Source organism: Sinorhizobium sp. 6-70 (genome assembly GCF_030124375.1).
GTDB lineage: Bacteria > Pseudomonadota > Alphaproteobacteria > Rhizobiales > Rhizobiaceae > Sinorhizobium.
Genome location: NZ_JASKLS010000001.1, coordinates 92,220 through 118,383, shown reverse-complemented (window position 1 = coordinate 118,383; position 26,164 = coordinate 92,220). Strand labels below are relative to the sequence as shown.

Genomic DNA, 26,164 nt, shown 5'->3' with positions numbered 1-26,164 from the left:
CTGGAGGACTGATCATGGAATGGAAGGGCCGCCGCCAATCCGGAAACATTGAAGATCAGCGCGGGGCGAGCCCCGGAGACGGAGGCAACCCGTTCGGCCGTGGCGGCGGCTTCCGCCTGCCGGGCGGGGGAGGCGGCATGCGGCGGGCCGGCGGGGGATTAAGCTTCGGCACCATCATCTTTCTCGTCATTCTCTACTTCGTGCTGCGGGCCATGGGCATCGACATGCTCCAGGTCCTCGAGGGCGGCGGACCGGGGAGCATGCCTGGCTTCGAGCAGAGCGACGGCTCACAGGTGCCCCAGGGCTCGGCCGAAGAGGAGGAGATGAAAGCCTTCATGGCGACGGTACTCGCTGAAACGGAAGACACCTGGAACGGCATCTTCCAGGCGAGCGGCGAGCAGTATGAGGAACCGAAACTGGTGCTGTTCAATGGTTCCGTCCGTTCGGCTTGCGGCTTTGCCTCCGCTGCGTCGGGCCCCTTCTATTGCCCGGGCGACCGAAAGGTCTATCTCGACATGAGCTTCTTCGATGAACTCGCTCATAAATTCGATGCCGCCGGTGACTTCGCCCAGGCCTATGTGCTTGCCCATGAAGTCGGCCATCACGTGCAGAACCTGATCGGTGTCTTACCGAAATTCAACCAGATGCGGCAGCGCATGAGCGAGGTCGACGCAAACCAGATGTCGATCCGCGTCGAGCTGCAGGCCGATTGTTTCGCCGGAATCTGGGGCAAATATACGGAGCAGAAGGGGCTCTTGGAACGCGGCGATCTGGAGGAGGCGCTGAATGCCGCCACGCAGATCGGCGACGATACGCTGCAAAAGCGCATGCAAGGCTATGTCGTCCCGGAGAGCTTCAACCACGGCACCTCGGAGCAGCGGATGAAATGGTTCCAGCGCGGCTTCGACAGCGGCCAGATGTCGGCCTGCGACACCTTCTCGGGATCCGTCTGATCGGATCGCTCGGACCGGGCGCTTGGGCCCGATCCGGACAAGCGCGTCGTATTGAGCCAGGTGACGCGCTTCAAGTGTTTGTTGCACGCATGTCGTTTTCCCGAAACCTCTGCACACTTTCGGGCGACATGCATGACGTTCAGCCGTGCCGCTCGCTGTCCAGGTGTGCCAGTTGCGCTTCCGGATAGCGGCCACCGGCGGCGGCGTCCTTCGGAATGGCACGCTCGATCGCTGCCAGATCATCCGCATCGAGGCGAACGGCCTGCGAACCAAGCGCTTCGGCAAGCCGATCGCGACGGCGTGCACCCACAAGCGGCACGATATCGGCACCTTGCGCGGCGACCCAGGCGATCGCGATCTGCGCGACGGTAACGCCCTTCGCGTCTGCGAAGCGTCGTAGCGCCTCGACCAGAGCCAGGTTCTGCTCGACATTGCCTTCCCGGAAGCGCGGGCTCATGGCGCGGAAATCACCGCCCTTGGCCGCACCTCTCTGCCAGTGGCCGCTGATCAGGCCGCGCGAAAGAACGCCATAGGCCGTAATGCCGATACCGAGTTCGCGGCATGTCGGCAGGATTTCGTATTCGATGCCGCGGGAGACCAGCGAGTACTCGATCTGAAGATCGACGATCGGATGGACGGCGGCTGCGCGCCGAATCGTCTCGGCGCCGACCTCGGAAAGGCCAATGTGGCGAACATAGCCAGCCTTCACCATGTCGGCGATCGCACCAACAGTGTCCTCGATCGGGACATCGGGATCGAGGCGGGCCGGTCTGTAGATGTCGATATAATCGACTCCCAGGCGCTGCAGCGTATAGCCAAGGAAGTTGCGCACGGCCTTCGGGCGGCCGTCGTAACCGACCCACGCACCGGCGGCATCGCGCAGTGCACCGAACTTGACGCTCAACTGCACCTGATCGCGATCGCGTCCCTTGAGCGCCTCTCCGATCAACATCTCATTGTAACAGCGGGGCAAGCTTCGGAACGGCGTCCGCCTACATTGCCGACATCAGCGACGACAGCAATCGCGCGAAGAACTTCGGATTGATCGGCATCGCTTTCGGCACCGGCTTCGCGCTCGGCCCCGTCATTGGTGGCTTTCTCGGAGAGCTGGGCCCAAGGGTGCCGTTTTACGGCGCCGCCGCGCTGTCCTTCATCAACTTCATGGTCGGTCTGTTCTTACTGCCCGAGACCCTGGATCGCGCCAACAAGCGGCGGTTCGAGTGGTGGCGCGCCAATCCGCTCGGCGCGCTCAAACAGATGCGCAACTATCCGGGCATCGGCTGGATTGGCCTCGTCTTCTTCCTCTACTGGCTGGCCCACGCGGTTTATCCGGCTGTCTGGTCGTTCGTCTCATCCTATCGTTACGGCTGGAGCGAGGGGCAGATCGGGCTGTCGCTCGGGATCTTCGGTATCGGCGGAGCGTTTGTCATGGCCGTTGTCCTGCCGCGTGTCGTGACGCGGTTCGGAGAACGGCGAACGGCGGCGCTCGGTCTCGTCTTTACCGCGCTCGGAATGGCCGGCTATGCCGCCGCCTGGCAAGGGTGGATGGTGTATGCCGTGATCGTCGCAACGGCACTTGAAAGCCTGGCCGATCCTCCGTTGCGCAGCATCGCATCCGCACACGTCCCGCCATCGGCCCAAGGCGAACTGCAGGGAGCGCTCACCAGCATTTCGAGCATCACGACGATCGTCGGGCCGCTGGTCTTCACGCAGATCTTCGGATATTTCACCAGCCCGGCGGCTGTTTTCTCGTTTTCCGGTGCACCCTACGCCCTGGCGAGCTGCCTCATTGTCACGGGGCTTGCCGTTTTCCTGCTTCGCGTGCGACCTCTATCCGACAAAGCATTTCAAGACAGCGTGCCGAAACCGACGGCAGGCCTGACGGCAGGCGAGGCAACACCTTCAAACTGATCAATTTTCTTGATCCTTCGATGAAAAATCGAGCAGTTGGGCCTTTCTCGCTGGCACTTTCATCGGTGCTGTTCTATCTCGGATGTTCTTCCACCGACTTGATTTGCAGCCGATCTGCCGCAACAGAACGGGATAAGAAAAAAGTGTGAGCGTTTGTCCGCCCGCATCCCGCTCTAACTTTTTGAAATCGATGACATTCATGACTTTGGAGGCGTCCAAGGTCATGAACGTGGTCTGGAGCCAGGTTTCCCATGCTGACTACGAACACGAGCCGAGTGCGGCTGCAGAACGACAATTCGTGGAGCAACCACTATCGTGCAAGCTTCTATCTCGGCGTGCCCTTCATCGGTGCGCAGCTTGCGCAGCTGGCCATCAACACCACCGACGTGCTGATGGTCGGCAAGCTGGGGGCTACCGAACTTGCGGCGATCATCCTTGCGACGCAGACGTTCTTCACCGTCTTCATTTTCGGCAGCGGATTCGCCAATGCAGTGGTACCGATGGCCGCGCAGGCGCAGGGCCGCGGCGACAAGGTTTCCGTCCGCCGTGCGGTGAGAATGGGTATATGGGTGGTTCTGCTCTACGGCGCACTCACGGCACCGGTCCTTTGGATGGCAGAGTCTATTCTTCTCTTTGCTGGCCAAAAGCCCGAGGTCGCGAAGCTCGCCGGGGGGTACCTGCATATCGCGCAATGGGCGATATTTCCGAGCCTCACCTTCATGGTGCTGAGGGCTTTCCTGAGCGGATTGGAGCGGGCAGGCATCATTCTCTACGTGACACTTGCGACGCTCGTTCTCAATGCGCTGCTGTGCTACGTGCTGATCTACGGGCATTTCGGCTTTCCCGCGCTCGGCATATTCGGCGCAGCGCTCGCGGCCCTCGGTGTCGCCGTGCTCGGGGCGGCCCTCACGATCGCCTATGTCGGCAGCCGGCCGGAACTGAACCAGTACGAACTCTTCGTGCGCTTCTGGCGGCCGGACTGGCCGGCGTTCCGCGAGGTCATCCACCTCGGCCTTCCGATCTCCATGACGATCCTCGCCGAAGTCAGCCTGTTTACGGCCGCGTCATTGCTCATGGGCAATATCGGCACGATGGAACTGGCGGCGCACGGAATCGCGCTTCAATTCGCCTCGATCGCCTTCATGATCCCGCTCGGTCTCGCGCAGGCTGGAACAGTGCGTGTCGGTCTTGCGTACGGAAGCGGCGACATATTGGGCGTCAGGCGGGCCGCCATCGCCGTGCTCGTTCTCGGCTGTCTCTTTGCCGCCGTCGGCAGCACGATCTTCGCGCTTTTCCCCCGCCAGCTTGCAGCCCTTTATCTTGATACGAGCCGGCCCGATGCCGCGGAAGTGCTCGCCTTTGCCGGTCCGTTGATCGTCATCGCCGGCGCTTTCCAGCTAGTCGATGGTCTCCAGGCCATCGCCGCCGGCATGCTGCGCGGCCTCAAGGACACGACGGTACCGATGATCCTGGCGATGATCTCCTATTGGCCGATCGGCTTCTTCTGCGCCTGGGCATTCGCCTTTCCGCTGAACTTCGGCGGCGTCGGCGTCTGGTTCGGCTTTGTGCTCGGACTGGCCGCGGCGGCCCTGTCGCTCAACTGGCGTTTCTTCCGTCTGCTTCGCTCGATCCAAGCAAAGGCCTTTTGAACCAAGGCCTCGTAGGAAACCTTAAACCAGCCGGCGCGGCTTGCACCGTGCTTACGGGATGAAAAGAAAAGCCGGACGGGCAGGGGAGGCCGTCCGGCTTACAAGAGCGACCTCAGCAGGGGAAGGTATGAGGCCGCTTATTTCGAAACTTCTGGCAAGAAGTTCCTGGAGGCATTCACAGATTGAACCAGCGGTCTTGCTCGTTGCGAACACGTGCCTCGTTGCGAAGCGCATGGATTGCGGCAACGGACATCGTGAAAAACATGGTCATCGAAAACAGAGCAAGTGCCATCGCCGTAATCCTCTCAGTTCCTAAAACGGCATGTCTCCAAAAAAGTTCCGTTCATTCTGCCTCACGGTACAACTTCTGGTGTGAAACCATCTTGAACACTGCATTCATCTAGCATTCATTCTTTCCCGCGTGCTGTTTCCGAGGGAACAGGCGAGACGCGGCTCGCGCTGCCCTTGCGGTCGGCCGCCGTCCGTGACAAAAGGCTTCACCAAACGGAAACAGGTGCGATGACCACGGCTTTCTATCCCGGCTCCTTCGATCCGATGACGAACGGGCATCTCGATGTGCTTGTGCAAGCACTGAACGTCGCGGAGAAGGTCATCGTGGCGATCGGTATTCATCCGGGAAAGACGCCGCTCTTTTCCTTCGAAGAGCGCGCCGACCTCATCCGCCGCTCGCTGAGCGAATTTCTGCCTGAAAGGGCAGGCGATATCGCCGTCGTCTCATTCGATAATCTTGTGGTCGACGCGGCCCGCCGTCACGGCGCGACCTTGCTCGTGCGGGGCTTGCGCGACGGCACGGACCTTGATTACGAGATGCAGATGGCGGGCATGAACCGGCAGATGGCTCCGGACATCCAGACACTGTTTTTACCGGCGGGTACCGCATCGCGGCCCATTACGGCCACATTGGTCCGCCAGATCGCGGCGATGGGCGGCGACGTAAGCGCGTTCGTGCCCCGTGCGGTCCATCAGGCGCTGCAGGCGAAACGTAAGCCCTGAACGCGCGGACAGCTCACACCACTCAGGGAGAAACCATGAAAATCCTCCAATTCGCTTTCGCAGGGGCCTTGGCGCTCGCCACCCTGACAGGGACGGCTTTCGCGCAGTCGAGCGACAATGTGATCACGATTCAGCTGAAGGATGGCCCGGTCGTTGTCGAGCTGCGCCCGGACATCGCGCCGAAGCACGTTCAGCAGATCAAGGATCTCGCTGCTGCAGGCGAATACGACAACGTTGCCTTTCATCGCGTGATCAAGGGCTTCATGGCCCAGACCGGCGACGTGCAATATGGAGACATGAAGGACGGTTATCAGGCCGAACTCGCTGGAACGGGCGGTTCCTCCAAGCCCGACCTGCCGGCGGAATTCTCCGACGTTCCCTTCGAGCGTGGCACAGTCGGCATGGCGCGCTCGCAGGATCCGAACAGCGCCAACTCGCAGTTCTTTATCATGTTCGCGCCGGGTGACTTCCTCAACGGCCAATATACGGTCGTCGGCAAGGTTGTCGAAGGCATGGAGAATGTCGACAAGATCAAGCTCGGGGATGACGCCAACAACGGCGCCGTCGCCGATCCAGACCGCATGATCAGCGTCAAGGTCGGCAAGTAAAGTCAAACAGAAGGAGAAGAACCATGGCCGAGATCAAGGATCCGGAAAACACGATTATCATGGAGACCACGAAGGGCAAGGTCGTGATCGAGCTTCTGCCGGACGTCGCTCCGGGTCATGTCGCTCGCATCAAGGAACTGACGCGCGAGGGTGCCTATGATGGAGTCGTGTTTCATCGCGTGATCGAGGACTTCATGGCGCAGACCGGCGACGTGCAGTACGGAAACACCGGCAGCGAACAATTCAATCCAGGCCGCGCAGGCATGGGTGGCTCCTCCAAGCCCGACCTGAAGGCCGAGTTTTCCGATAAGAGCCACGTGCGTGGCACGTGCTCGATGGCCCGCAGCCAGATGCCGAACTCGGCCAATTCCCAGTTCTTCATCTGCTTCACCGATGCACCCTGGCTCAACAAGCAGTACTCGATCTGGGGCCAGGTGATCGAAGGCATGGAGAACATCGACAAGATCAAGCGCGGCGAACCGGTGCGTGATCCCGACACGATCGTGTCGATGCGGGTTGCCGCCGACGCCTGATTTGCGCTAATGCACTGACCCGCCCCTGTCGCGTCAAAAGACGCCGGGGCGGGTTTGCTTTTGTCTGACACCATCGATGCGCGTAGACCTGTTCGACTTCGACCTGCCGGAAACTTCCATTGCGCTGCGGCCCGCAAATCCGCGCGACAGCGCCCGCATGCTTGTCGTGCGGCCGGACGGCGAGCCGGTCCTCAGCGATCACGGCGTTCTCGACCTGCCGTCCTTCCTGCAGCCCGGGGACGCACTGGTCTTCAACGACACCAAGGTGATACCGGCGCAGCTCGAAGGCCTTCGCAGGCGCAGCGAAGAGGTTGTTACACAGGTCTCGCTGACGCTGCATATGCGCGTCGGCCCGGACCGCTGGAAGGCTTTCGCGCGACCGGCGCGCCGGCTGAAGCCCGGTGACCGGATCTCATTCGGCCACGGCGGAAACAGCTGCCTGCTCGGCACCCTCGACGCCACGGTCGAGGAAAAGGCCGACGCCGGCGAGGTTACGCTTCGCTTCGACCTTTCCGGACCGGCACTCGACGAAGCGATCATGGCCGTGGGCCATATCCCGCTGCCTCCCTATATCGCATCCAAACGTCCGGACGACGCGCGGGACCGAACCGATTATCAGACCGTCTATGCGCGGGAAGAGGGGGCAGTCGCGGCACCGACCGCGGGACTGCATTTCACCGAACGCCTTTTCGCAAGGCTCGACGAGATCGGCATCGAGCACCATTTCGTAACCCTGCACGTGGGTGCGGGGACCTTTCTGCCGGTCAAGACGGATGACACCGAAGATCACGTGATGCACGAGGAAATCGGCCATGTGAGCGCGGCGACCGCAAACAGCCTGAATGCAGTGCGGGCGAGGGGCGGGCGCATCGTCTGCGTCGGCACGACGTCGCTCCGACTGATCGAAAGCGCGGCAGCGAAAGAAGGTGAAATCCGGCCCTGGTCGGGGGCGACCGGCATCTTCATCACGCCCGGCTATCGCTTCCGTGCGGTCGATATGCTGATGACCAATTTCCATCTGCCGAAATCGACGCTCTTCATGCTTGTTTCGGCCTTCGCCGGGCTCGACACGATGCGCGCCGCCTATGCGCACGCGATCGCCGCCGGCTACCGCTTCTATTCCTATGGCGATTCAAGCCTGCTTTTCCGGAAAGACTAGATGACCGAGACGTTCCAATTCAAGCTGCTTGCAACCGACGGCAAGGCGCGCCGCGGCGAGGTTTCGATGCCGCGCGGCACCATTCGCACGCCTGCATTCATGCCCGTCGGGACTGTCGGTACGGTCAAGGCCATGTATCTCGACCAGGTGCGCGAACTCGGCGCCGACATCATCCTCGGCAACACCTATCACTTGATGCTGCGTCCCGGCGCTGAACGTGTTGCGCGGCTCGGCGGACTGCACAACTTCATTCGCTGGGAACGGCCGATATTGACGGACAGCGGCGGCTTCCAGGTTATGTCACTCTCCAGCCTGCGCAAGCTCAACGAGCAGGGCGTGACCTTCAAGAGCCATGTGGACGGCGCGCTCTATCACATGTCGCCGGAACGTTCGATCGAGATCCAGGGGCTGCTGGACAGCGATATCCAGATGCAGCTCGACGAGTGCGTTGCGCTGCCTGCCGAACCCAACGAAATCGAGCGGGCGATGGAAATGTCGCTGCGCTGGGCGGAACGCTGCAAGGTGGCGTTCGGGGACCAGCCGGGCAAGGCCATGTTCGGTATCGTGCAGGGCGGGGACATCCCGAAACTGCGCGAGCGCTCGGCCCTTGCGCTAAGGGATCTTGAGCTCAAGGGCTACGCCGTCGGCGGCCTGGCCGTGGGTGAACCGCAAGAAGTGATGCTCGACATGCTCGACGTCACATGCCCGGCACTGCCGGCCGAAAAGCCGCGCTACCTGATGGGCGTCGGCACGCCGGATGACATCCTGAAATCCGTCGCCCATGGCATCGACATGTTCGATTGCGTCATGCCGACCCGTTCCGGCCGCCATGGCCTGGCCTTTACGCGCTACGGCCGCATCAATCTTCGAAACGCTCGCCACGCCGAAGATACGCGGCCGCTCGACGAGCAATCGACCTGTCCGGCAACGCGCGACTATTCGCGCGCCTACTTGCATCATCTGATCCGCTCGAATGAATCGCTCGGTGGCATGCTGCTCAGTTGGAATAACCTGGCCTATTACCAGGAGCTGATGGCAGGCATCCGCAAGGCGATCGAGGAGGGGCGTTACGCCGATTTCATGGCGGAAACCCAGGAAAACTGGAAACGCGGTGACTTGCCGCCCGTCTGATCTCTTTCCGGCCGCTCAGAGCTGAGGGCCCGACGCGGTCTGCAGCATCATCACGCCATTGATCTTGTAACTGCCATCCGGCTGGTGAACGAGATCGTAGATCGCCGTCCAGTCCTTGCCGTCCGATCCCGAAATCAGGACCTCCTGAAAAACCTCTTCGCCGACTATCTTCGATCGGCCGAAGGCGAAGTTGCCGGGGCGGTAAAGGTGCTGATAGCTGCGCTTGACCATGTCGAAAAAGATGATCTTGTCCGGGAATTTTGTCCTGATAGCCGGCGAGGCGAAGGAATAGGCCGTGTCCGCATCGTCCTCCAGGAAAGCCTTGATCTGAGCGCGGATAACGGATTGCGCCGTATCGACAGGTTCATCACCGAGAGCGGCACCCGCTGCAAGCGAAAGCGTCAGACAAAGCGCAACGAAAACGATTCTGACCATCGCAGGCCTCCATCCGCTTCTTTGTCACCAAGGATAGGCCCGACGCGGACGCCGGTAAGTGCCCCGCCGCCACGACATTATTAAATCTCTTTCTTCTAATATGTGAATATTCATTTTATTTCAATAAGATGTTATACATTTCTAACCTAGGTCCGCAGATATCATAACTTCGTGATACCGCGATTGCGCACGAATATAGGTCGTGCAACCAGATCCGACCGGTGATCATCGTCGACAAGATTAAGCCGACATGGCTCTTGGGTGTATCGTGTTGGTAATTGAGACGAGACCGCATCTAACAAGGGCAACTCGCGTGAGTGTTGGCGGCCGAAACACGGATCGCCAGTTTGCTCTGCAACCGCGACCATTGGTGGAACGCAATAACGCCGTTGGATCTCAACGGCGGCGTCCCGCAGCAGCCGGATCAGGTTTGAGCGGCTAAAGGACCCGAACGCGATGGATTGCAGATCGATGGCTACCGTACCGTCGGCCGACCTCATCAACGGAGACCTTGCTGTCCGCGAGTTGATGCAAACGTCGGTGATGGGAAAGGGTGAGCTGCGACTGACAAAGCGACATCCAAAATTTTCGAAGGCGAAGCCATCATTTTGTAGGCAAGTCGCACTTGGAAATAGAATGTACCCGGCTACATACAATTATCGCATAAGATAGATTATGGAACTTATCAGTACGCCTCCCAATTCGCTGATTAGCGCGAAATCAATGGCTTGGAGCCGCATTCTAACGTCAGATGTTACGCTTCTTCAGCGGACGGCATGGCGATCTCGAACTCGAGACGCATCATGTCGTAAGCCGGCTCGACGTGATCCGGCGTCTCGTTCTGCACGGTTTCATAGTCCAACGGCACGTGCATGTGCGTCAGCACGGCACGCTTCGGCCGAAGCCTCGCAATCCAGCCGAGCGCCTGCACCAGCGACAAATGGCTCGGATGAAACTTGTATTGCAGCGTGTCGAGGACAATCAGATCGAGATCCAGCAACTTTCCGACGGTCTCGGGCGGAAAATCGCTGACGTCGCTGCAATAGGCAAAATCACCAACTCTAAAACCGAGCGAATGGGTATTGCCGTGAAATTGCATCAACGGCGTGAACGCAATCGGTCCGCCACCACCGTGAACGGTAACTGGCGACAGATCTTCGGTGAAAAGACGCGGCTCGACGATCGGCGGATAGCCGCTTCCTGGCGGCGATTCCACGCAATAACGAAATCTTTCGCGGATTGCACTCATCGTGGATGCATCCGCCCAGATCGGCACGCGTCTGCGATTTTCGATTACGAAGCCGCGTAGATCATCAATTCCGTGCAGATGATCGGCGTGAGCGTGCGTGTAAAGCACGGCGTCGATGTGGCGAACATCGGCGGCAACCATCTGGGCGCGGAAATCCGGGCCGGTGTCGATAACGACGGTCGTCTTGCCGCCGTCTGGCGCGAACTGCTCGACGAGCAGCGCCGCTCGCATGCGGCGGTTCAGTGGATTTGACGGATCGCAGGCGCCCCAATCGCCGGTAATACGCGGTACCCCAGGCGAGGAACCGCATCCGAGAATGGTGAAAACCCGCCGAAACGCCACGTCAGAGCCTCGGCATTTTCGAAAAGATGCGGAAGGCGTTCTCCGTCGTGATCTCGGCAATCTCCTCGGGTGAAACGCCGATCGTTTCGGCCAGCACCTCAGCGGTATGCGCGACAAAGGCCGGCTCGTTGCGCTTGCCGCGGAACGGTTTTGGCGCGAGGTAGGGTGCATCCGTCTCGACGATCATCCGATCGCGAGGGATCGTCTTCGCGATATCCCTAATCTCCTGGGACTTCGGGAACGTCAGAATGCCGGAAAAGGACACGTAGCCGCCGAACTCGACGCCCACACGCGCGAGGGCCGGACCCGAGGAGAAGCAATGAAGCAGGAAAGGGAAGGCCCCCTTCCCGCTTTCCTCGGTCAGGATCGCCGCCATGTCGTCGTCCGCCGACCGGCTATGGATGACGAGCGGCAGCCCGGTCTCGCGCGCGGCCGCGATGTGGCGGCGCAGCCCTTCAGCCTGCGCGTCGCGCGGTGCATTGTCGTAGAAATAATCGAGCCCCGCCTCGCCGATCGCAACCACTTTCGGATGCGACGACAGCCGAACGAGATCTTCCGTGGTGATGTCGAGTTCCTCGTCCGCGTTGTGCGGATGGGTACCGACGGAACAGAACACATTCGGATAGGCTTCGGCGATCGCAAGGATCGTGTCGAACCGTTTCACGCGCGTCGAAATCGTCACCATCTGCGCCACGCCGGCCGCCGCGGCACGTTCGATGATCGCATCGCGCTCCGCCTCGAAGTCCGGGAAGTCCAGATGGCAATGGGTGTCGATCAGCATGCGTGGTACTCACTTATGCTTCCGGCGCCACGTAGCGCGGGAAGACCGGCTTCGGCGCCTCAAGCGGCGTTCCGGAGACGAGACGCCCGGCCTCACCAAGATGCGCAAAATCACGCTTGTCGGCCGGTATGGCCACGAGATCGAGAAGCTTGCCTGACGATTCCGGCATGAACGGCTGCAGCAGGATCGCGATCTGGCGGACCACCTCGGCGGTGACGTAAAGCACCGTCGCCATCCGCTCCGGATCCGTCTTCTTCAAGGCCCAGGGCTCCTGACCGGCGAAATAGCGGTCGGTTTCGGAAACGACAGCGATGATCGCGGCGAGCGCGCGGTGGATGAGCTGTTTGCCCATGTCCTCACGCGTCGTCTCGAGCAGGGCATCGGCCGACGCCAACATCCCCTTGTCCTCGTCGGTGAGCGGCCCGCAGACTGGGATCTGGCCGTCGCAGTTCTTCACGATCATCGACAGCGAACGGCTGGCGAGGTTGCCTATGCCGTTGGCAAGATCGGAGTTGATGCGTGTCGCGATCCCCTCCTCGCTGTAGCTGCCATCCTGGCCGAAAGATACCTCGCGCAGGAAGAAGTAGCGAATCTGGTCGAGCCCGAAGTGTTCGACCAGATTGAACGGATCCACGACGTTGCCGAGCGATTTCGACATCTTCTCGCCCTTGTTGAGTAGGAAGCCGTGGGCGAAGACCCGCTTCGGGAGCGGCAGACCGGCGGACATCAGGAAGGCCGGCCAGTAGACGGCATGGAAGCGGATGATGTCCTTGCCGATGACATGGATGTTCGCCGGCCAGAACTTTGCGCGCGGACCGGTCGGATCGGTGAGATAGCCCGTCGCGGTGATGTAGTTCGTCAGCGCGTCCACCCAGACATACATGACGTGGGCCGGATCGTTCGGCACCTTGATGCCCCAATCGAAGGTCGTGCGCGAAACCGAGAGATCCTTCAGCCCCGATTTGACGAACGAAATGACCTCGTTCCGCCGTTCGGCCGGTCCGATGAAATCCGGGTTCTCTTCGTAGTGCTTGAGGAGCTTTTCCTGATAGGCGGAGAGGCGGAAGAAATAGCTCTCCTCCTCCACCCACTCGACCGGAGTGCCCTGCGGCCCATAGCGCACGCCGTCGTCGCGAAGCTCCGTCTCGTTTTCCTGATAATAGGCCTCGTCGCGGACGGAGTACCAGCCGGCATAGGAATCCTTGTAGAGATCACCCGCCTCTCCCATGCGGGTCCAGATTTCCTGCGAGGCCTCATGATGCCGTTTCTCCGTTGTCCGGATGAAATCGTCGTTGGAGGCGTTGAGGAGCACGGCCATCTTCTGGAATTCCGCCGAGTTGCGATCGGCGAGCTCCTGGGCGGAAATGCCTTCCTTCTTCGCCGTCTGCTGCATCTTCTGGCCGTGCTCGTCCGTTCCGGTCAGGAAGAAGACCTCGCGCCCGTCCAGTCGCTGATAGCGCGCCATCGCATCCGTCGCGATCAACTCATAGGCGTGCCCGATATGCGGCCGGCCGTTCGGATAGGAAATCGCGGTGGTGATGTAGAAGGGGGAAGTATCTCTCATGATGGGCTTCGACATATCTCGGATCTTGGACTAGGGCAGCTATTAGCGCATCGCCTTCAGGTAGGAAACCGCCGGGCGCATAAAAAGCCCACTGATGCGGCGCGGCGCGGAGAAATCCGCGTCCCTTGGCTCCCGTCCCGCCTAAGAAGCGTCCTTCAGGTCTTCGAGCAGCGACAGGATCGTCTGTTTTCGATCGAGATTGTAGGCGTTGCTCACCGTCAGGCGCTCCGCGAAAGTACTGGCGAGGCTCGCAAGGCGCTCGGCCCTGCCGATATCGCCGGCGAGCGCCGCGTCCCGCGCCTGCTGCATGACGCGCCCGGTCAACAGGGACGAGAAGAAATCGAAGATCGTTTCGCTGTCCCTTGCCGCCAGAATATCGGCAAGCTTGTGCATCTGCCTGCGCACGGCGGGTCCCTGCCCCGCCAGGATGTCTTCGAAGGCGGCGGCGATATCGAGACCGCCGTAATTGATGAGCTTTAGTGCCTCGGAAACACTGCCGTTTGCCGCGGCGAGAATCCGCTCGACATTCGGCCCCGTCATATCGAAGCCGAGATGCGCAAGCGCCTGGCGCATGGCCTCGTGGTCCAGCGGCTTCAGCCGCAACGGAAGGCAGCGCGAGCGGATGGTCGGCAGCAGTTTTCCAGGCGCGTGCGTGAGCACCAGGAAGAGCGAGCGGCGCGGCGGCTCCTCGAGTATCTTGAGGATGGCATTGGCCGCATTGCGGTTGAGATCGTCCGCCGGGTCGATGATGACGATGCGCCAGTTCCCCGTGCCGGATGTTTGGCCGAAGAACTTTCCGACGCGGCGCACTTCGTCCACGGTGATCGCCCCTTTTGCCCTGCCCGTTTTCTCATCCACGGGGCGAGTGAGATGAAGCAGGTTGTGCGATGCGCCGGAAGCAAGCTGCCGAGTGACGATCGAAGCAGGATCCGGATCGGCGAGATGATCGGGCGCCGTCGCCGGTTCGGGATGGTTCAGGATGTGGTTCGCGAAGCGGAAGGCAAGCGTCGCCTTGCCGATGCCCTCCGGTCCCTCGATGAGGACCGCATGGTGCCCTTTGCCTGACTTGTAGCTCTGGGCCAGAAACTCTTCTGCCTGAGGATGGCCGAACAGCTTGCTGTTTTCAGCAGGGGCCACGGCTCCTTCCAGCACACCGGGACGTTCCGCCGTCATGACGCAGCTTCCGCGCTTGACGACCGTGGTTCGTCACCGTCCGACAGCAACGCGTCCATGATCTCGCGCACCTCGGCGGCTATGACGTCCGGCGGCCGTGCCGCATCGACGACACGACAACGCCGAGGGTCGGCCTCCGCGATGTCGAGGAAGGCCTCGCGCCGTTTCTCGTGCGTCTCAAGCTGCTCTTTCTCGAAACGGTCGGGACTGCCGCTGGCTGCTCGGCGACGCGCGCGTTCGAGCCCGACGGTGGCAGGCAGATCGAAAATGATTGTTCGGTCCGGAATCACGCCGTTGACGGCCACGCGTTCGAGCGTTTCCACGAATGCTGGTTCGAGGTTGCCGGTGATACCCTGGTAGACCCGCGAGGAATCCATGAAGCGATCACACAGGACGATGGTTCCCTTCTGAAGCGCCGGCCGGATCACCTCTTCGACGTGATCGCTACGCGCGGCCGCAAAAAGAATCGCCTCCATGCGAATGCCGAAAGACTCAGCTGCCCCGGAAAGCAGGACGTGGCGCACTGCCTCCGCGCCGACGGAGCCGCCAGGCTCTCGCGTGGTCAGCACCTCGTAACCACGCGCCCGCAGCGAATCGGCCAGCAGGCGCATCTGGGTCGACTTGCCGGCCCCTTCCCCGCCCTCAAACGTTACAAACAAACCCTTCGTCAGCGCCATACGTTCCCAAATCGGCCGACTGCATGTTTCCCTGGATCGCAGCCGATTCAGGGATAAAAACATGCAGCAATTCAAAGCGCTATAGCGTCCATTACGCGTCTCAGGAGACGTGCGGCGCTGCAGCTATCGGCCCTGTTTAGCCGATTGGTTCGCCGGAAGGAACGGTCGCGCGTGCATTTGTTACAGCCAGAAGAAGAGAAGCTCCTGGAGCGCATCGACCGCGCGGCTGGTCAGCGTACCGACCTCGACAGCGCTGGCGGTCTTCAGCGGCACTTCCACCAACAGCCGCTCACCGTTCCAGAGCTTGACGACGCCGACCTCCTGACCGGCCGCGACCGGCGCCGTGAGCGGCCACTTGTAAACGATGCGCGCGGTGAGCCGTTCAGCGTTGTTGGCCGGGAGAAGCACATCGATCGGCCCGCCCGCGACGAGGCCGACATGCGATGCCGCGCCGCCATAGACACTTGCTTCGCCGATCGTCTCTCCGTCGGCGAAAATGCGCCGTTTCTCGAAGGCCGTCATCGCCCAATCGAGCACCCTGCGGCTTTCTTCCGTACGTTCCTTGTCGCTTTCGAGCCCGCCCATGGCGAGATAAACGCGACGGTCGCTACGCTGCATCGACGCGGCCAGCGAAAAGCCGAAACCTTCCGCAAATCCCGTCGCCAGGCCATCGACGCCGACATTGGCCGCTATCAGCGGGTTGCGATTGCGTTGAAGGATCTTGTTCCATTCAAACTCGGCTTGGGAATACAGCCGGTAGAAATTCGGGTGAGCCTCGCGCAGGTGCCGCGCCAGCGTCACCAGTTCCCGCATCGTTATCTTGTTGGCGGGATCCGGCAGACCGGTGGCGTTGTTGAACGAGGCAACGGGCATACCGAGTTCGCGCGCCCGCGCCGTCATACGCTTGGCAAAGGCAGCCTCGCTGCCGGTCATGCCCTCCGCGAGGATGATGCAGGCATCGTTTGCCAGTTGTACGGTAGCGCCTTGAATGAGGTCCACAACGCGGATCCGCGACTTGATGGCGGCAAACATCGTTGAGGTGCCGGAAGGTGCGCCCCCGGTCCGCCAGGCGTGTTCGGAGACCTCGTACGTCGTCTCGGGGCTCAGCTCGCCCTTGTCCAGTGCCTCGAAGACCACCTCCATCGCCATCAGCTTGGCGAGCGATGCCGGCGGCACGGGTTCGTCTTCGCCGCGCGCGAAGAGCACTGTGCCGGTCTCCCCATCGACGAGATAGATCTGTTTCGCCTTGGTATCGAATGCGGGCGTCTGCGCGACCGCGTTTGTCGAGGCGGTCGCCGCAAGAAAGGCCACGACCGCGAGCAACTTTATGCGCATGAGAAACTCCGGCTTCTTCATGGGCATAGCAGCGCGCACAAGCCTCTTCAACTGAAGTTGGCGCTAAACACCATCCCTGTTCTGGCGCTTTGCATAGGCGACGATGGAATCGGCCGTCAGCGGGTTCGGATCGACCATGATCGCCTCGAAGGGCGAAGCCTTGTCGCTGACGCGGACTTCGACGTAGGCGGCGGCATAGGCCATGCTGCCGTCAGGCATCGGGATCAGTTCCGGCCGCTCGGTGGGGATTGGCCCGATCTCCGGAAGCGCGACGAATTCGCGAAGAGATTGCGGCATGGCGACCTGCGGCGCCGGCTTGGCCAGCGCCGTCACCGGCACGCCCGTATCCAGCATCGACCTCTGAGGGACCGGCACACTGGCGAGATCCGGCACCTGGTTGCGGAACGGCTCGTTCGACGCAACCATGACACCCGTCGCGATCTGGCCTTCCGGCATCACGCCGGGGCTACGGTCACCCTTCTTGACGTAGGAGGCCATCAGATAAGGCATATCATTGCCTTCGAGCGGCGCGCGACCGACATATTGCACGCGCACCTTGGCACTGCCCTTGCCCTTGATGTCCAACATATCGGCTGTCTTCGAGGAGACGTCGATGATGCGGCCGTACTCGTAGGGGCCGCGGTCGTTCACGCGGACGATGACCGATGTGCCATTCTCCATATTGGTGACGCGGGCATAGCTCGGCAGCGGGAAAGTCGGGTGCGCGGCAGACAGGTGGTACTTGTCGTAGACTTCGCCGTTCGCCGTCAGTCGCCCGTGAAAGGCAGAGCCATACCAGGAAGCAACGCCAACCCTGTTGTAGCCGAAATCCTCCTTCGGCTGATACCACCTACCCTTGACCTGATAGGCGTTGCCAACCTGGTAGCGCCCGCCGCCCTTCGGGATGTTCCGCCCGGTCGCGACCCGCGGACTCGCTTTGACGCCATAGACAGACTCGGGAAAGTATTCCTTACTCCGCGCCTTGCTCGTCTTGACGCTCGACGCCGAACCACAGGCGGCAAGCGTCGCGCAAAGCAACGGAACCGCAGCAACACGTAGACCCCTCGAAAGAAGTGCTGCATCTCTACTGAATATCATCTGTCCCCAATATCGTTCGCAAAGCCGTATTTCGAAAACGTTCCGCTCTAGCCCCCGCGGAAAGCTCGGCGTCTCGAAACGAGACAGTCGATTAATCATGTCAGCAAGACGGCAAAATTGCGAACGGGAAGCCCGAAGCGCGGCAAAAATGTTCCGTTATGGTTTACAAATCGTATAAATCGGTCCGCGAGCCGCTCTTGGGGAGCCTCGGGGCTTTTCGGGGGACACGAGAATTCTCTCAACGCCGGGCACATCAAGTCTTGCGAAGACGGCGAGATTTGGCTGTTCAACCTAGCGCTAAGTCTGGTGTAGCTGTCGTCGGCTGTGAAAGGCGAGTGTCTGCGACTTTCGACCGACTGTTGAGGCTCGGCATCGTGCCGGAGCACGTTGACGCGGCGATCAAAGCTGCTAAAAAGCCAGCCGTCGAATGATTGGGTAGCAAGCAGTTGCCGTTTTCAGGAAATCAGCAACCGTTAGATTTCTCAATCTTTTCAATCGACTGGAGGAGTGGCCGAGCGGTTTAAGGCACCGGTCTTGAAAACCGGCGTGCGTGAAAGCGTACCGTGGGTTCGAATCCCACCTCCTCCGCCATGACCATTGATTTTGTTGGATTTTTTGGTATTTTTCGCCGGTTGCCATAACCGTGGCGCTACCCTTTTCCCCCGCACATTGTGAATAACTAAGGAAAACAGACCGTGAACGATGGCCTGCGGCTTGCAACCGCGTGGTGCCTTGTGGATATTCAGGGTGGCATAACGATTCGCGCTCGCCTGATTCGGAGCTTCTCGTCCAACCTTACCTTGGGAGGATTTAGCTTCGGCGGAAGTCACCGAAGGGGCGGCAAGACCTTTCTTGCCTTTATCCGGAAAGGATAAAGACTATGCGCATCGCATGCCCAATTCAAAGGCCGGTATCGGTCATTCGATACTGGCGCTTCAGACTGGGGCAATGGGAGGTAGTACGCCCCCATTGCCGACGTTGGCCACGTTGCAGCGCGGCTATCGTTTACCCAGCCTAATGCATGTCATTTTAGCCCCGCTTTGGCGGGGCTCTTTTTTTCTGCATCCACTGTGGATCACTGTGGAATACGTAAATTGAGTAGACCGATTTGCAACTCGTTGCAACAGCTAACGTGTTTGTCAATCAGGCGAATCTCAACAACTCACGAATCAAATACGTTAGAACCGTATATTAATCAGTGCGTTAAATTTTCGCGCTGCGCATACTCGTTTTTCGATAGAAATCAATAGGCGATTCGCGGTCAAGTGTTGATAACTTAGCTTGTTTCTGACGGCTAATTCACAACCGACAACACGCTACGTGTTGAAACCAAGCCCTGCACCGTCCGCTTGAGCGAGCGCCGCCGTGATTCTTCCCATTCCTCACATGCGCCAGAAAAGACAAAGGGGCTTCGCCCCTACTTCCCGCCCCCTTCGGTGCGTGGGTTCGGAAAAAGAAAAGGCCCGGCAGTTTCCCGCCGAGCCTCCTTGTCACGTAAATAGCGCGGTTTGCGCCGTAATCCGCACGAACCTGCGCCGTGAATCGATATCGACAAGCTTGATATCCCACATGCGCCCGTCACGCGTCGTCTTGACCTGCCACTTTTCATTGATCGGCTGCGAAGTGAATTCCGGGCGGTATCGCGTCCAGAATTCAACCATAGTGACGTTTGCCAGCATTTGGCCGACGACCGTCTCCGAGCCGCGAATGGTCCGCATGTCCGCCGCAGTCCTGAAAAGCTCTGTCCAAGGCCCGCTCCAAGGCACTGTACCGCCGTAGCCGTCGTTTCCGGGCGGACGGTACATGAGCGCGATAGGCGTTGTGAGCTTGCCAGCCTCAAGCATCCGGGCGCTCCTCGTCAGCGCGCGCCATGTTGAGCGGTTCAAGGTAGCTGTCGCCGCCGTCAACCTTGGGCATGTCCAGCAGCCCGCGAATGTCATTGACGCTCAACCAGCCGCCATCACGGCCAAGCCTGTAAGCCTCGTATTGGCTCTTAAGGTCGCCGCGCTGCAATTCCGTCAGGTCATGAGCAATGAACAGCCCCGCCTTGCGTGCGTCCGGGCTTAGCAACGCCAAGTCCATCGCGCTTTCAATGCGCCCTGCAAACGGGCTCAAGCATCGCGTTACGAACGTGCGCGACTCCTGCTCCGTGTTCGCATAGGTGCCGAAGTCCAGAATTCCAGCCACAGAGGGCGGGACGCCATAGACCCGGCAAATGTCGAGCGCCGACAGCTTCCGGCTTTCCAGAAATTCGGAGTCCTTTGCCGAAAACTGGAATTGCTCAAACTTCACGCCGCCATCAAGCACCATGACCTCGCCCGCCTTGGTCGCGCCAACGAAACGCTCCTTGAAGCGCTGCATTGCCGTATCCTTGCCCTGCGCCGGAAGGTTATTCGGGAACACCAGCGCGCCAGCAGGCCGGAAAGCGTTCTCTGCCTGCGAGCCCGCTTGATCCTGTTGCGCTACAGCAAGCCCGAAGGTCTGCGCTGCAATATTGATCGGTGAGCGGCCCCGAATGCCGTCAACCGACTGATAGCGAACATGCAGGACTTCATGCTCCAGAAGCGTTTCAGACGAACCTAGCGGATCATTCCAGCGATACCGCAGACGCCCCGACCGCAGCCGTTCAACGTCAGTGTCTCCCGGCAGCATGCGTACAAGGCCCGTGACCTGCCCGTTGCCGTTGCGAATGATCTTGTGGAAGCTATCGCCGTAGGTGAGCACGCTCCGCGCCATAAACTCGCGACCGTCGAACGCAGACACGCCCGGAGCCATCTCGTCTTGAAGCACGGAATAGAGCGGGTGCGAGGTTGCAGGCTCCGCGCCGCCACCTTCCTTTCGCCGGTAGAGCTTGAGCGGAACAGCAGCCAGCGACTCCGCTATGACCGAGACACAGCGATGCGCGGTTGCCAGCCCGGAAGCCTTGGCGATATCCGCCGAGCCCTGCCAGCGAGCCGAAAGGAATTCCCCAAGGAAGGGATCAGACGACGCAATGCGGGTTTCAGTCTTGCGATTAAATGGCCACATGAGCGCCTCCTCCTAGTTCTGCAATCCTCAAGCGCCGGGCAATAGTGCCGCGCTCCTGCCTTGCCCGTGCCGCGACAGACGTGCCGGAATAGGCCGGGAAGCTTGGACAATGGAAATCTCAAAGAGGTTGACCGCACTAAGCGTGCGGTGACTTCCCGCCCACGCATCGCCACCCTCCGGAACAGTGAAGCCAAACGAGACCCCGCCAAGGTCGCCACGTTCAGCCAGGGCGATTAGATCACGGCCAAGCGTGGTTTCCGGCAGATCGATTTCATACCGCAGCCCGTGCGCGTCTTCCTCAAGCCGCAGCGTGCCGCTCCGGGTCCGTGCGAGCACCTTGCCGCTATCGTGGTCCACGAGCGCCAGAATGTCCGGATTGCTCGCCAGTGCCGCCCGGAATGCGCCCGGTTCGATGCTTTCCGTGAATTCGCCGCCGATTGATGCGCTCTGCCCAAACACAGCAGCGTAGCCGGTGAGCTTGCGCCCGCGTGCCGACAGGTCTTTGCTTGCGCGCGTTTCCTTCGTCATGGCGTCACCTCCGTTGCCGGGATTAGGTCGCGATGCGGCGCAATGAGCATGTCAACGGCCATCGGAACCTTTGCCAGACGCTCCGCGCTCACGGCCTCGCGATTGTTGTAGAAATGGCCAATCAACAGCAGTGCAGCATGCTTGACGGAAGCAGGAACGGGAGCGGCTGTCGCCACTCCCTGCCCTTCAAGCGCACTGTCCACGGCTGCAATCAGGCCGGTTAGATAGCCGTCCTCGTCATCCCAAGAGACGCGAAGATGCTCCTTGGCCTCTGCCAGCGTGACAGTTGCCATGATTAGGCAATGCCCTTCCAAGCAAACGCTTCCGCATGACGGATTGCGATATCCGCATCAAGGAAGGCATGCAGGCGCAGACCGCCCTTGCTGGCGTCGCTGTAGGGGTTAGCCAGAATGTCGACGCCGCTCCAGTAGCCAATGACGAGATTGCTCCATGCGCCAAAGATCAGCGGATTTTCAGCCGCGACCTGCGGAACGTTGTTGCTCGAAACAACGCGCTCGCCGTGGAAGATTTCGGAAGCCGGAATAACGCGCCCGGTCGTATCCTTGATCTTGCGGACGGTCGCCAGCAGAGCGGAATTCGTCAGAAAGCCAGTGGTTCCGGTAACGTCATCAAGCTCCAGCGCTGCAATCAGGTCCGCCGCGATATCCGAAAGCACGGTTGCCGCCGTGGCGTTCTCAGTGATCGCAGTCAGGATGCCCTCCGGCTGATTTGCCGCGCCAGTGCCAGCGATTGCCGCACTATCAAGAGCCTGCGCCAGAACAAACGCCAGATCATTGCGGAGCACGCTTTCGATAGCCACGCCATTTTGAAGCTGGAGGCGACGGGACATGTACATTTCACCCGCGACCGTCTTGGGCGACAGCGAAACCTTGTCAAACGTCGAGCTAGACTCCGTTGCCGGGCCATCCTCAGCCACCCACGAGGCAGACGGGCCACCCGTGAGCTTCGGCAGTTCCAGATTGCCGACAAGGCCGGAAATGACGGAAGCGCCAAGGCCCTGCACAGCCAGAACCGGACGGAGCCGATCAATCAGGCCACCCATGTTCGTCGCGACCGCGTAACCGCCAGCGGAAGGCGTGCCGACAGTCTGCGCACGGCTTTCAAAGATTGCGTCAGTCGGAACCATGAAGCCCCGCACTTCGCGACCCTTGCCAAGCTCTGCGGACATTTCAGCTTCAAGGCCGGTAAGCTTGCCTGCGGAACCTTCCTTGATTGCCTTGGCCAGCGAATAATTGCGAAGCTCGCGCTGCATGGAAGTATCAACCGGAGCCGCAGCGGCCTTGTCCAGAGCATCAAGCTTTGCAGCGCGTCGGATTTCGCCGTCAATGGTCTCGATTTCCTTTTCAACCGCAGTAAAACGAGCGTCGTCGTTCTGTGCAGCGCGCAGTTCTTCAATCTTGGCAGCGCGCTTTTCTTGCAGATGAGCAATGTTCATTCAAAATTCTCCTTTAAAGCAATGGGATCAGTCTAACCGCTTCGCGGGACTTCCCGCCCCTCGTGGGGCATTCGTTTCGATTGGTTTGGGGATCAGCGCTCGCCAGCAGCAAAGGCCACGATGGCCTCCGTTTGCCGGGTAATGGGTTTGGCCTCGAATAGGCCGCGAGCCCGCTCCAGCGCTTCCACCTTCATTTCCAGATCAGCCAAGGGCATGGCGTCAATTTGCGCCTCAAGCCCCTTGATGAGCCGGTAAAGCTCTTTGGCCGTCATCACGGAACCGGCGTGATCGCCTGCACCATTTCGCCGTCAGACTGCATTTCGACGTTGAGCGTTACGCGCCCGCCCTGCTCCGCCTCGATATTCAGCGACGCAACGTGCATCGTGCCGACCCACTCAATGGTTTCAGTCGAGAGCGTCAGAACGATCTTGACCGGAACAGGCGCAGTCGAGTTGTAGGCAGAAAGCCAGTCCTCAACCGACTCCTCTGCAAGCACGCCTTCGCCATTCACAGCAGCCGAAAGGCTCGTAACGTCACGGCCAACCCACGAAGCAGCATCAGGCGCAGTGCAATCAGGGATGACGATTTCGGAAAGCTCTTTCGACAGAGCGAGCGACTTGGAAGTAAAACCGCACGGAGCGGCATAGGTAATCGGTCCAGTACCAGAACCGAGCATTACGGCAAAAGCGCCAAAGCGTGCCGTCTTAGGCTTGGCCATTGGCAAACCTCCTTAGTTTTCAGATTGTTAGGGAAATGCCCTAAAGTGGGCGATGATCGGCGAAACCCGACAAAGAAATGCCCCGACGCGGGCAGACCATTTTGCAATGGTAGGTAAGGAGGCCAAGCGCGGCCCGGAAGAATTGGAACGTCCAGTTGGTTATGCTGTGTGACGCTCAAACCATCTTCGGAAAGAGACGGGCGAGATTTTTAGGCCCCGCCCAAGTCGAAAGGAAAGCAAGAACATGGGTGCCAAGGAAATGATTACCTGTGTCTTACATGTCCGGATTTAGACGGGGGATTACAGCGCTCAACACGAATTTTGCGATTTTTGCGATTTTTCTTTCACGCATAAAAAAAGAGCCGCAAGGGCGCGACTCCCTACGGCTCTTTCCTTTTTGCCTTGTTGCCAACTTTTCAGCCGACTTCAAAACGCTTCGATAATGCAAATTACAGATAGCCATACCGCGCCGCCCCTCAAGCGAATTCCGCAAGACATGCCGGGAGCGCCTCTTCCTCGTGGCGTTCTGCGATAGAAAGCGCCATGCAGAGCGCAATAAGCCCGTCAATGCGCCCGGAGGCCTTCGCCTTGTCGAGCTTGCGATTTCCAGCCGGGTCCGACGTGACAACAGCATTGCTCGCGCACATTTTCAGCACGGGGTTCCCTTCGTGGTTTAGCCGCGCTTCCGCCACCATTAGCTCCAGTGTGTCCACGGCCTTACCCATTTCTTTAAAGCCTTGGCCGTGCTCGATCAGGGGCAAATCAACGCTGATTGCCTCAAGCTCGCGCCGCAGGTCATCAATGCGCCAACGGTCATAGGCCACGCCCTTGATGTTGTAGCGCGTCGCGTCCTCTGCGATCCATTCCGCCACTAGGCGCGGGTCAATGGCTTTGCCGGGCAACAGCGTAAGCCGCGCTTTCTCGTCTCGACTCCACACGTCGTAGGGCACCCGGTCATTGTCGCTCTTCCCCGCAATGTCATAGTCGGGCAGGAAGAAACGCGGCAACACGTCAAACGTGCCATCGCCGTTAGGAAAGACGAGCACCCACGCCGTTAGGTCGCGTTTTGCGGACAGGTCCAGCCCGGCGTAACAATCGCGCCCTGCAAGCTCGTCCGGGTCAATGTCGGCCTTGTTGCACGCATCCCATTCAGGCCGGGCAATGAACCGCACCTCCGCATCAATTCTTTGGTTCAAAATGAGGTTCCGGAACGACATTTCCAGCGTTGGCGAGCGCTTGGCTTGTGCCGCCTGTCGCTCCACGTCCTCAAGCGAACGGAAGTCACCTAGCGCCGGGTTTGCCATAGCCCAGGTATCCGGGCTCCACGGGTCCGCGTCCATTGGTGCCGTAAACAGCGTCAAATGGAAATGCGGGTCCGGGTCTAGATCGCCGCTCTGTAATTTAAGCCCGTAATCCACGAGCCGCGAAAACACTTGATTGTCGTCGCGCGCTTGTGTGGAAATCGCCATAAGGAGCGGCTCTGCACGAGCACCCATTGCCGTGTTCATGGCGTCGTAAAGATGCGCGTCACGGGCATAGCCTAGCTCGTCCATGATGACGAACGAGGGGCTTAGTCCAAGTTTCGTGTCTGCATCTGCCGACAGAGCCTTGAAGATCGAGCCTTTGCCCTTGCCCTCAAGCACTTCAATCTCCGCGTTAAAGCGAATGATATTGACGCGTTCCAGCAGTTCCGGATGCGCCTCCAAGATTGCCTTACACTCGCCCCATGCCTTTTTGGCTTGGTTCTTATCGTTGGCGCAGGCAAAGATTTCGCCGCGCTCTTCCGCTTCCGGGCCAAGCAAATGGCAGAGCGCAAGGCCCGCCGTCGTTGCTGTTTTGCCATTCTTGCGCGCCAACGACAGAACAGCCGTGCGCACTGGACGGTGCCCGTTCTCGTCCGTCTCGTACACGGCCTTGATAAAGTCGATTTGCCACGAGCGGAGCTTCAATTTGGTTCCCGCAAGCGTGCCCTGCGTTACTGGCAAGTCTTCAAGGAAAGCGATGATACGCTCCACGCGGCTCAAGCCCGGCTTTTCCCACGGCAGGGTTTTGCGCAAGGGCTTCCCGCCCATTATGTCTTTGGTTTGTTTGCGCTTTTTAGCGCCCGGTCCACGAAGGCCCATTTGATTTCTCCTTTCATCAACTTCTTTGATAGCTCAACCTCTTTTCATCACTAGGATTGAACTAAGTATCTCTGAGTGTTGCCCGCCGGTCCCGCGCCCTCCGTTTCGAGCTTGGAGACCGCCCCCCCCTCAGAAGCGGCCACAGACGGCCACAGACGCGCGTTTGCATTGCGGACGGCTCATCGCTCATCCGTGCCTTGCAATCGCATTGTGGGAGTCACTGTGCCTGTTTCCCTTGCAGCATCACGCATGCAGGGGCGGGAAGCAGCGCGAAGCGCTTAGACTTTCCCTTGAGCTAGAACCAGAATTCATCCAAGCATCCCGCTTGCGCGGTCTGCGACTTCCCGCCCTCTGCGGGCGAGCTATTCGGGCTTGGCTCCCATCCCGCAGGATCAAGAGGATTGCCGTGCACATCACAGCCCTTAAGCCCGCGCTTCAAGCTCTTGCCGCCACGGTCCACGCGCCCGGTCTTGCTGTTATGGCAAGAGAAGCACAAGGACATGAGCCCTTCCAATGGCGGGAACGGATTGCCGCCCGCTTCAATGGCCACGATATGGTCAACCGCATCCGCGCCAACGATCACGCCCCTGCGCTCGCAGGCCTCACACAATGGCGTTTCCATGAGCTTGGCCATGCGCAGCCCTTGCCATTGCGCCGTGTTGTAGGGGTAGGAGGCCATTCATTTCTCCTTTCTAATGTT

Annotated in this window: 25 protein-coding genes, 1 tRNA gene and 2 pseudogenes; 9 read left to right on the top strand and 19 right to left on the bottom strand. The window is 60.0% G+C overall.

The window, feature by feature from the left end:
• Positions 1 to 14: 14 nt before the first annotated feature.
• Positions 15 to 953, top strand: coding sequence for a neutral zinc metallopeptidase (locus QN222_RS00615; protein ID WP_283960790.1), 939 nt, complete (start codon positions 15 to 17; stop codon positions 951 to 953).
• Between the two features lie 139 nt (positions 954 to 1,092).
• Here QN222_RS00615 and QN222_RS00610 read toward each other — a convergent pair.
• Positions 1,093 to 1,914, bottom strand: a pseudogene (locus tag QN222_RS00610) (aldo/keto reductase); the annotation flags it as partial.
• Positions 1,915 to 1,916: 2 nt separating this feature from the next.
• Between QN222_RS00610 and QN222_RS00605 the strand changes: the two are divergent.
• A pseudogene (locus QN222_RS00605) lies at positions 1,917 to 2,864 on the top strand (MFS transporter); the annotation flags it as partial.
• On the opposite strand, the gene QN222_RS00600 reads toward QN222_RS00605, so the two are convergent.
• On the bottom strand, positions 2,865 to 3,089 hold the full coding sequence (locus QN222_RS00600) for a hypothetical protein (RefSeq protein WP_283960794.1): 225 nt from the start codon (positions 3,087 to 3,089) through the stop codon (positions 2,865 to 2,867). It abuts the pseudogene before it with no gap.
• Between the two features lie 26 nt (positions 3,090 to 3,115).
• Between QN222_RS00600 and QN222_RS00595 the strand changes: the two genes are divergently transcribed.
• The 6 genes from QN222_RS00595 to tgt all read left to right on the top strand — a co-directional run bounded on the left by QN222_RS00595 (position 3,116) and on the right by tgt (position 8,958).
• Positions 3,116 to 4,513 (top strand): MATE family efflux transporter, encoded by a 1,398-nt coding sequence (locus QN222_RS00595; protein ID WP_283960795.1) that lies wholly within the window; start codon positions 3,116 to 3,118, stop codon positions 4,511 to 4,513.
• A 519-nt stretch (positions 4,514 to 5,032) separates the two neighbouring features.
• A complete protein-coding gene (gene coaD, locus QN222_RS00590; protein WP_283960796.1) occupies positions 5,033 to 5,527 on the top strand; it encodes a pantetheine-phosphate adenylyltransferase in 495 nt (164 codons plus the stop codon).
• 35 nt (positions 5,528 to 5,562) lie between these two features.
• Complete coding sequence (locus QN222_RS00585) at positions 5,563 to 6,135, top strand: peptidylprolyl isomerase (protein WP_283960797.1); 573 nt, start codon at positions 5,563 to 5,565, stop codon at positions 6,133 to 6,135.
• A gap of 23 nt (positions 6,136 to 6,158) precedes the next feature.
• Positions 6,159 to 6,668 carry a peptidylprolyl isomerase gene (locus QN222_RS00580; RefSeq protein WP_283960798.1) on the top strand — a complete coding sequence of 170 codons (510 nt, stop codon included), beginning with the start codon at positions 6,159 to 6,161 and terminating at the stop codon, positions 6,666 to 6,668.
• 76 nt (positions 6,669 to 6,744) lie between these two features.
• Positions 6,745 to 7,827 carry a tRNA preQ1(34) S-adenosylmethionine ribosyltransferase-isomerase QueA gene (gene queA, locus QN222_RS00575; protein ID WP_283960799.1) on the top strand — a complete coding sequence of 361 codons (1,083 nt, stop codon included), beginning with the start codon at positions 6,745 to 6,747 and terminating at the stop codon, positions 7,825 to 7,827.
• The gene (gene tgt, locus QN222_RS00570; RefSeq protein ID WP_283960800.1) at positions 7,828 to 8,958 is read left to right on the top strand and encodes a tRNA guanosine(34) transglycosylase Tgt; all 1,131 of its coding nucleotides are present in this window, start codon (positions 7,828 to 7,830) and stop codon (positions 8,956 to 8,958) included.
• Between the two features lie 15 nt (positions 8,959 to 8,973).
• Here the strand turns inward: tgt and QN222_RS00565 are convergent, their stop codons facing one another.
• The 8 genes from QN222_RS00565 to QN222_RS00530 form a co-directional block, all read right to left on the bottom strand.
• Positions 8,974 to 9,393: a DUF4864 domain-containing protein gene (locus QN222_RS00565; protein WP_283960801.1), complete on the bottom strand. Its 420-nt coding sequence runs from the start codon at positions 9,391 to 9,393 to the stop codon at positions 8,974 to 8,976.
• Between the two features lie 754 nt (positions 9,394 to 10,147).
• Positions 10,148 to 10,984, bottom strand: coding sequence for an MBL fold metallo-hydrolase (locus tag QN222_RS00560; protein WP_283960802.1), 837 nt, complete (start codon positions 10,982 to 10,984; stop codon positions 10,148 to 10,150).
• A gap of 1 nt (position 10,985) precedes the next feature.
• Positions 10,986 to 11,765, bottom strand: coding sequence for a TatD family hydrolase (locus QN222_RS00555; protein WP_283960803.1), 780 nt, complete (start codon positions 11,763 to 11,765; stop codon positions 10,986 to 10,988).
• A 13-nt stretch (positions 11,766 to 11,778) separates the two neighbouring features.
• Entirely contained in the window at positions 11,779 to 13,329 is a 1,551-nt protein-coding gene (gene metG / locus QN222_RS00550) for a methionine--tRNA ligase (RefSeq protein WP_283960804.1), read from the bottom strand.
• A 141-nt stretch (positions 13,330 to 13,470) separates the two neighbouring features.
• A complete protein-coding gene (locus QN222_RS00545) occupies positions 13,471 to 14,502 on the bottom strand; it encodes a DNA polymerase III subunit delta' (protein WP_283960805.1) in 1,032 nt (343 codons plus the stop codon).
• Positions 14,499 to 15,179, bottom strand: coding sequence for a dTMP kinase (gene tmk / locus QN222_RS00540; RefSeq protein ID WP_283960806.1), 681 nt, complete (start codon positions 15,177 to 15,179; stop codon positions 14,499 to 14,501). Before tmk ends, QN222_RS00545 begins: the two co-directional genes overlap by 4 nt.
• A gap of 180 nt (positions 15,180 to 15,359) precedes the next feature.
• Complete coding sequence (locus tag QN222_RS00535; protein ID WP_283960807.1) at positions 15,360 to 16,514, bottom strand: D-alanyl-D-alanine carboxypeptidase family protein; 1,155 nt, start codon at positions 16,512 to 16,514, stop codon at positions 15,360 to 15,362.
• A 63-nt stretch (positions 16,515 to 16,577) separates the two neighbouring features.
• Positions 16,578 to 17,612 (bottom strand): septal ring lytic transglycosylase RlpA family protein, encoded by a 1,035-nt coding sequence (locus QN222_RS00530; RefSeq protein WP_283960808.1) that lies wholly within the window; start codon positions 17,610 to 17,612, stop codon positions 16,578 to 16,580.
• 501 nt (positions 17,613 to 18,113) lie between these two features.
• Between QN222_RS00530 and QN222_RS00525 the strand changes: the two genes are divergently transcribed.
• Positions 18,114 to 18,203: transfer RNA gene (locus tag QN222_RS00525), tRNA-Ser, on the top strand.
• Positions 18,204 to 19,102: 899 nt separating this feature from the next.
• On the opposite strand, the gene QN222_RS00520 is transcribed toward QN222_RS00525, so the two are convergent.
• The 9 genes from QN222_RS00520 to QN222_RS00480 form a co-directional block, all read right to left on the bottom strand.
• Positions 19,103 to 19,456: a head-tail adaptor protein gene (locus QN222_RS00520; RefSeq protein ID WP_283960809.1), complete on the bottom strand. Its 354-nt coding sequence runs from the start codon at positions 19,454 to 19,456 to the stop codon at positions 19,103 to 19,105.
• Entirely contained in the window at positions 19,449 to 20,639 is a 1,191-nt protein-coding gene (locus QN222_RS00515; RefSeq protein WP_283960810.1) for a phage portal protein, read from the bottom strand. Before QN222_RS00515 ends, QN222_RS00520 begins: the two co-directional genes overlap by 8 nt.
• Positions 20,640 to 20,666: 27 nt before the next feature.
• A complete protein-coding gene (locus QN222_RS00510) occupies positions 20,667 to 21,167 on the bottom strand; it encodes an HK97 family phage prohead protease (RefSeq protein ID WP_283960811.1) in 501 nt (166 codons plus the stop codon).
• Entirely contained in the window at positions 21,164 to 21,460 is a 297-nt protein-coding gene (locus QN222_RS00505; RefSeq protein WP_283960812.1) for a head-tail connector protein, read from the bottom strand. Before QN222_RS00505 ends, QN222_RS00510 begins: the two co-directional genes overlap by 4 nt.
• Before the next feature lie 2 nt (positions 21,461 to 21,462).
• Positions 21,463 to 22,623 carry a phage major capsid protein gene (locus QN222_RS00500; RefSeq protein ID WP_283960813.1) on the bottom strand — a complete coding sequence of 387 codons (1,161 nt, stop codon included), beginning with the start codon at positions 22,621 to 22,623 and terminating at the stop codon, positions 21,463 to 21,465.
• A gap of 92 nt (positions 22,624 to 22,715) precedes the next feature.
• Positions 22,716 to 22,895 (bottom strand): hypothetical protein, encoded by a 180-nt coding sequence (locus tag QN222_RS00495; RefSeq protein ID WP_283960814.1) that lies wholly within the window; start codon positions 22,893 to 22,895, stop codon positions 22,716 to 22,718.
• Complete coding sequence (locus tag QN222_RS00490; RefSeq protein ID WP_283960815.1) at positions 22,895 to 23,341, bottom strand: phage tail tube protein; 447 nt, start codon at positions 23,339 to 23,341, stop codon at positions 22,895 to 22,897. Before QN222_RS00490 ends, QN222_RS00495 begins: the two co-directional genes overlap by 1 nt.
• A 476-nt stretch (positions 23,342 to 23,817) precedes the next feature.
• Positions 23,818 to 25,464 (bottom strand): terminase TerL endonuclease subunit, encoded by a 1,647-nt coding sequence (locus QN222_RS00485; RefSeq protein ID WP_283960816.1) that lies wholly within the window; start codon positions 25,462 to 25,464, stop codon positions 23,818 to 23,820.
• A gap of 295 nt (positions 25,465 to 25,759) precedes the next feature.
• The gene (locus tag QN222_RS00480) at positions 25,760 to 26,143 is read right to left on the bottom strand and encodes an HNH endonuclease signature motif containing protein (RefSeq protein WP_283960817.1); all 384 of its coding nucleotides are present in this window, start codon (positions 26,141 to 26,143) and stop codon (positions 25,760 to 25,762) included.
• Positions 26,144 to 26,164 lie beyond the last annotated feature (21 nt).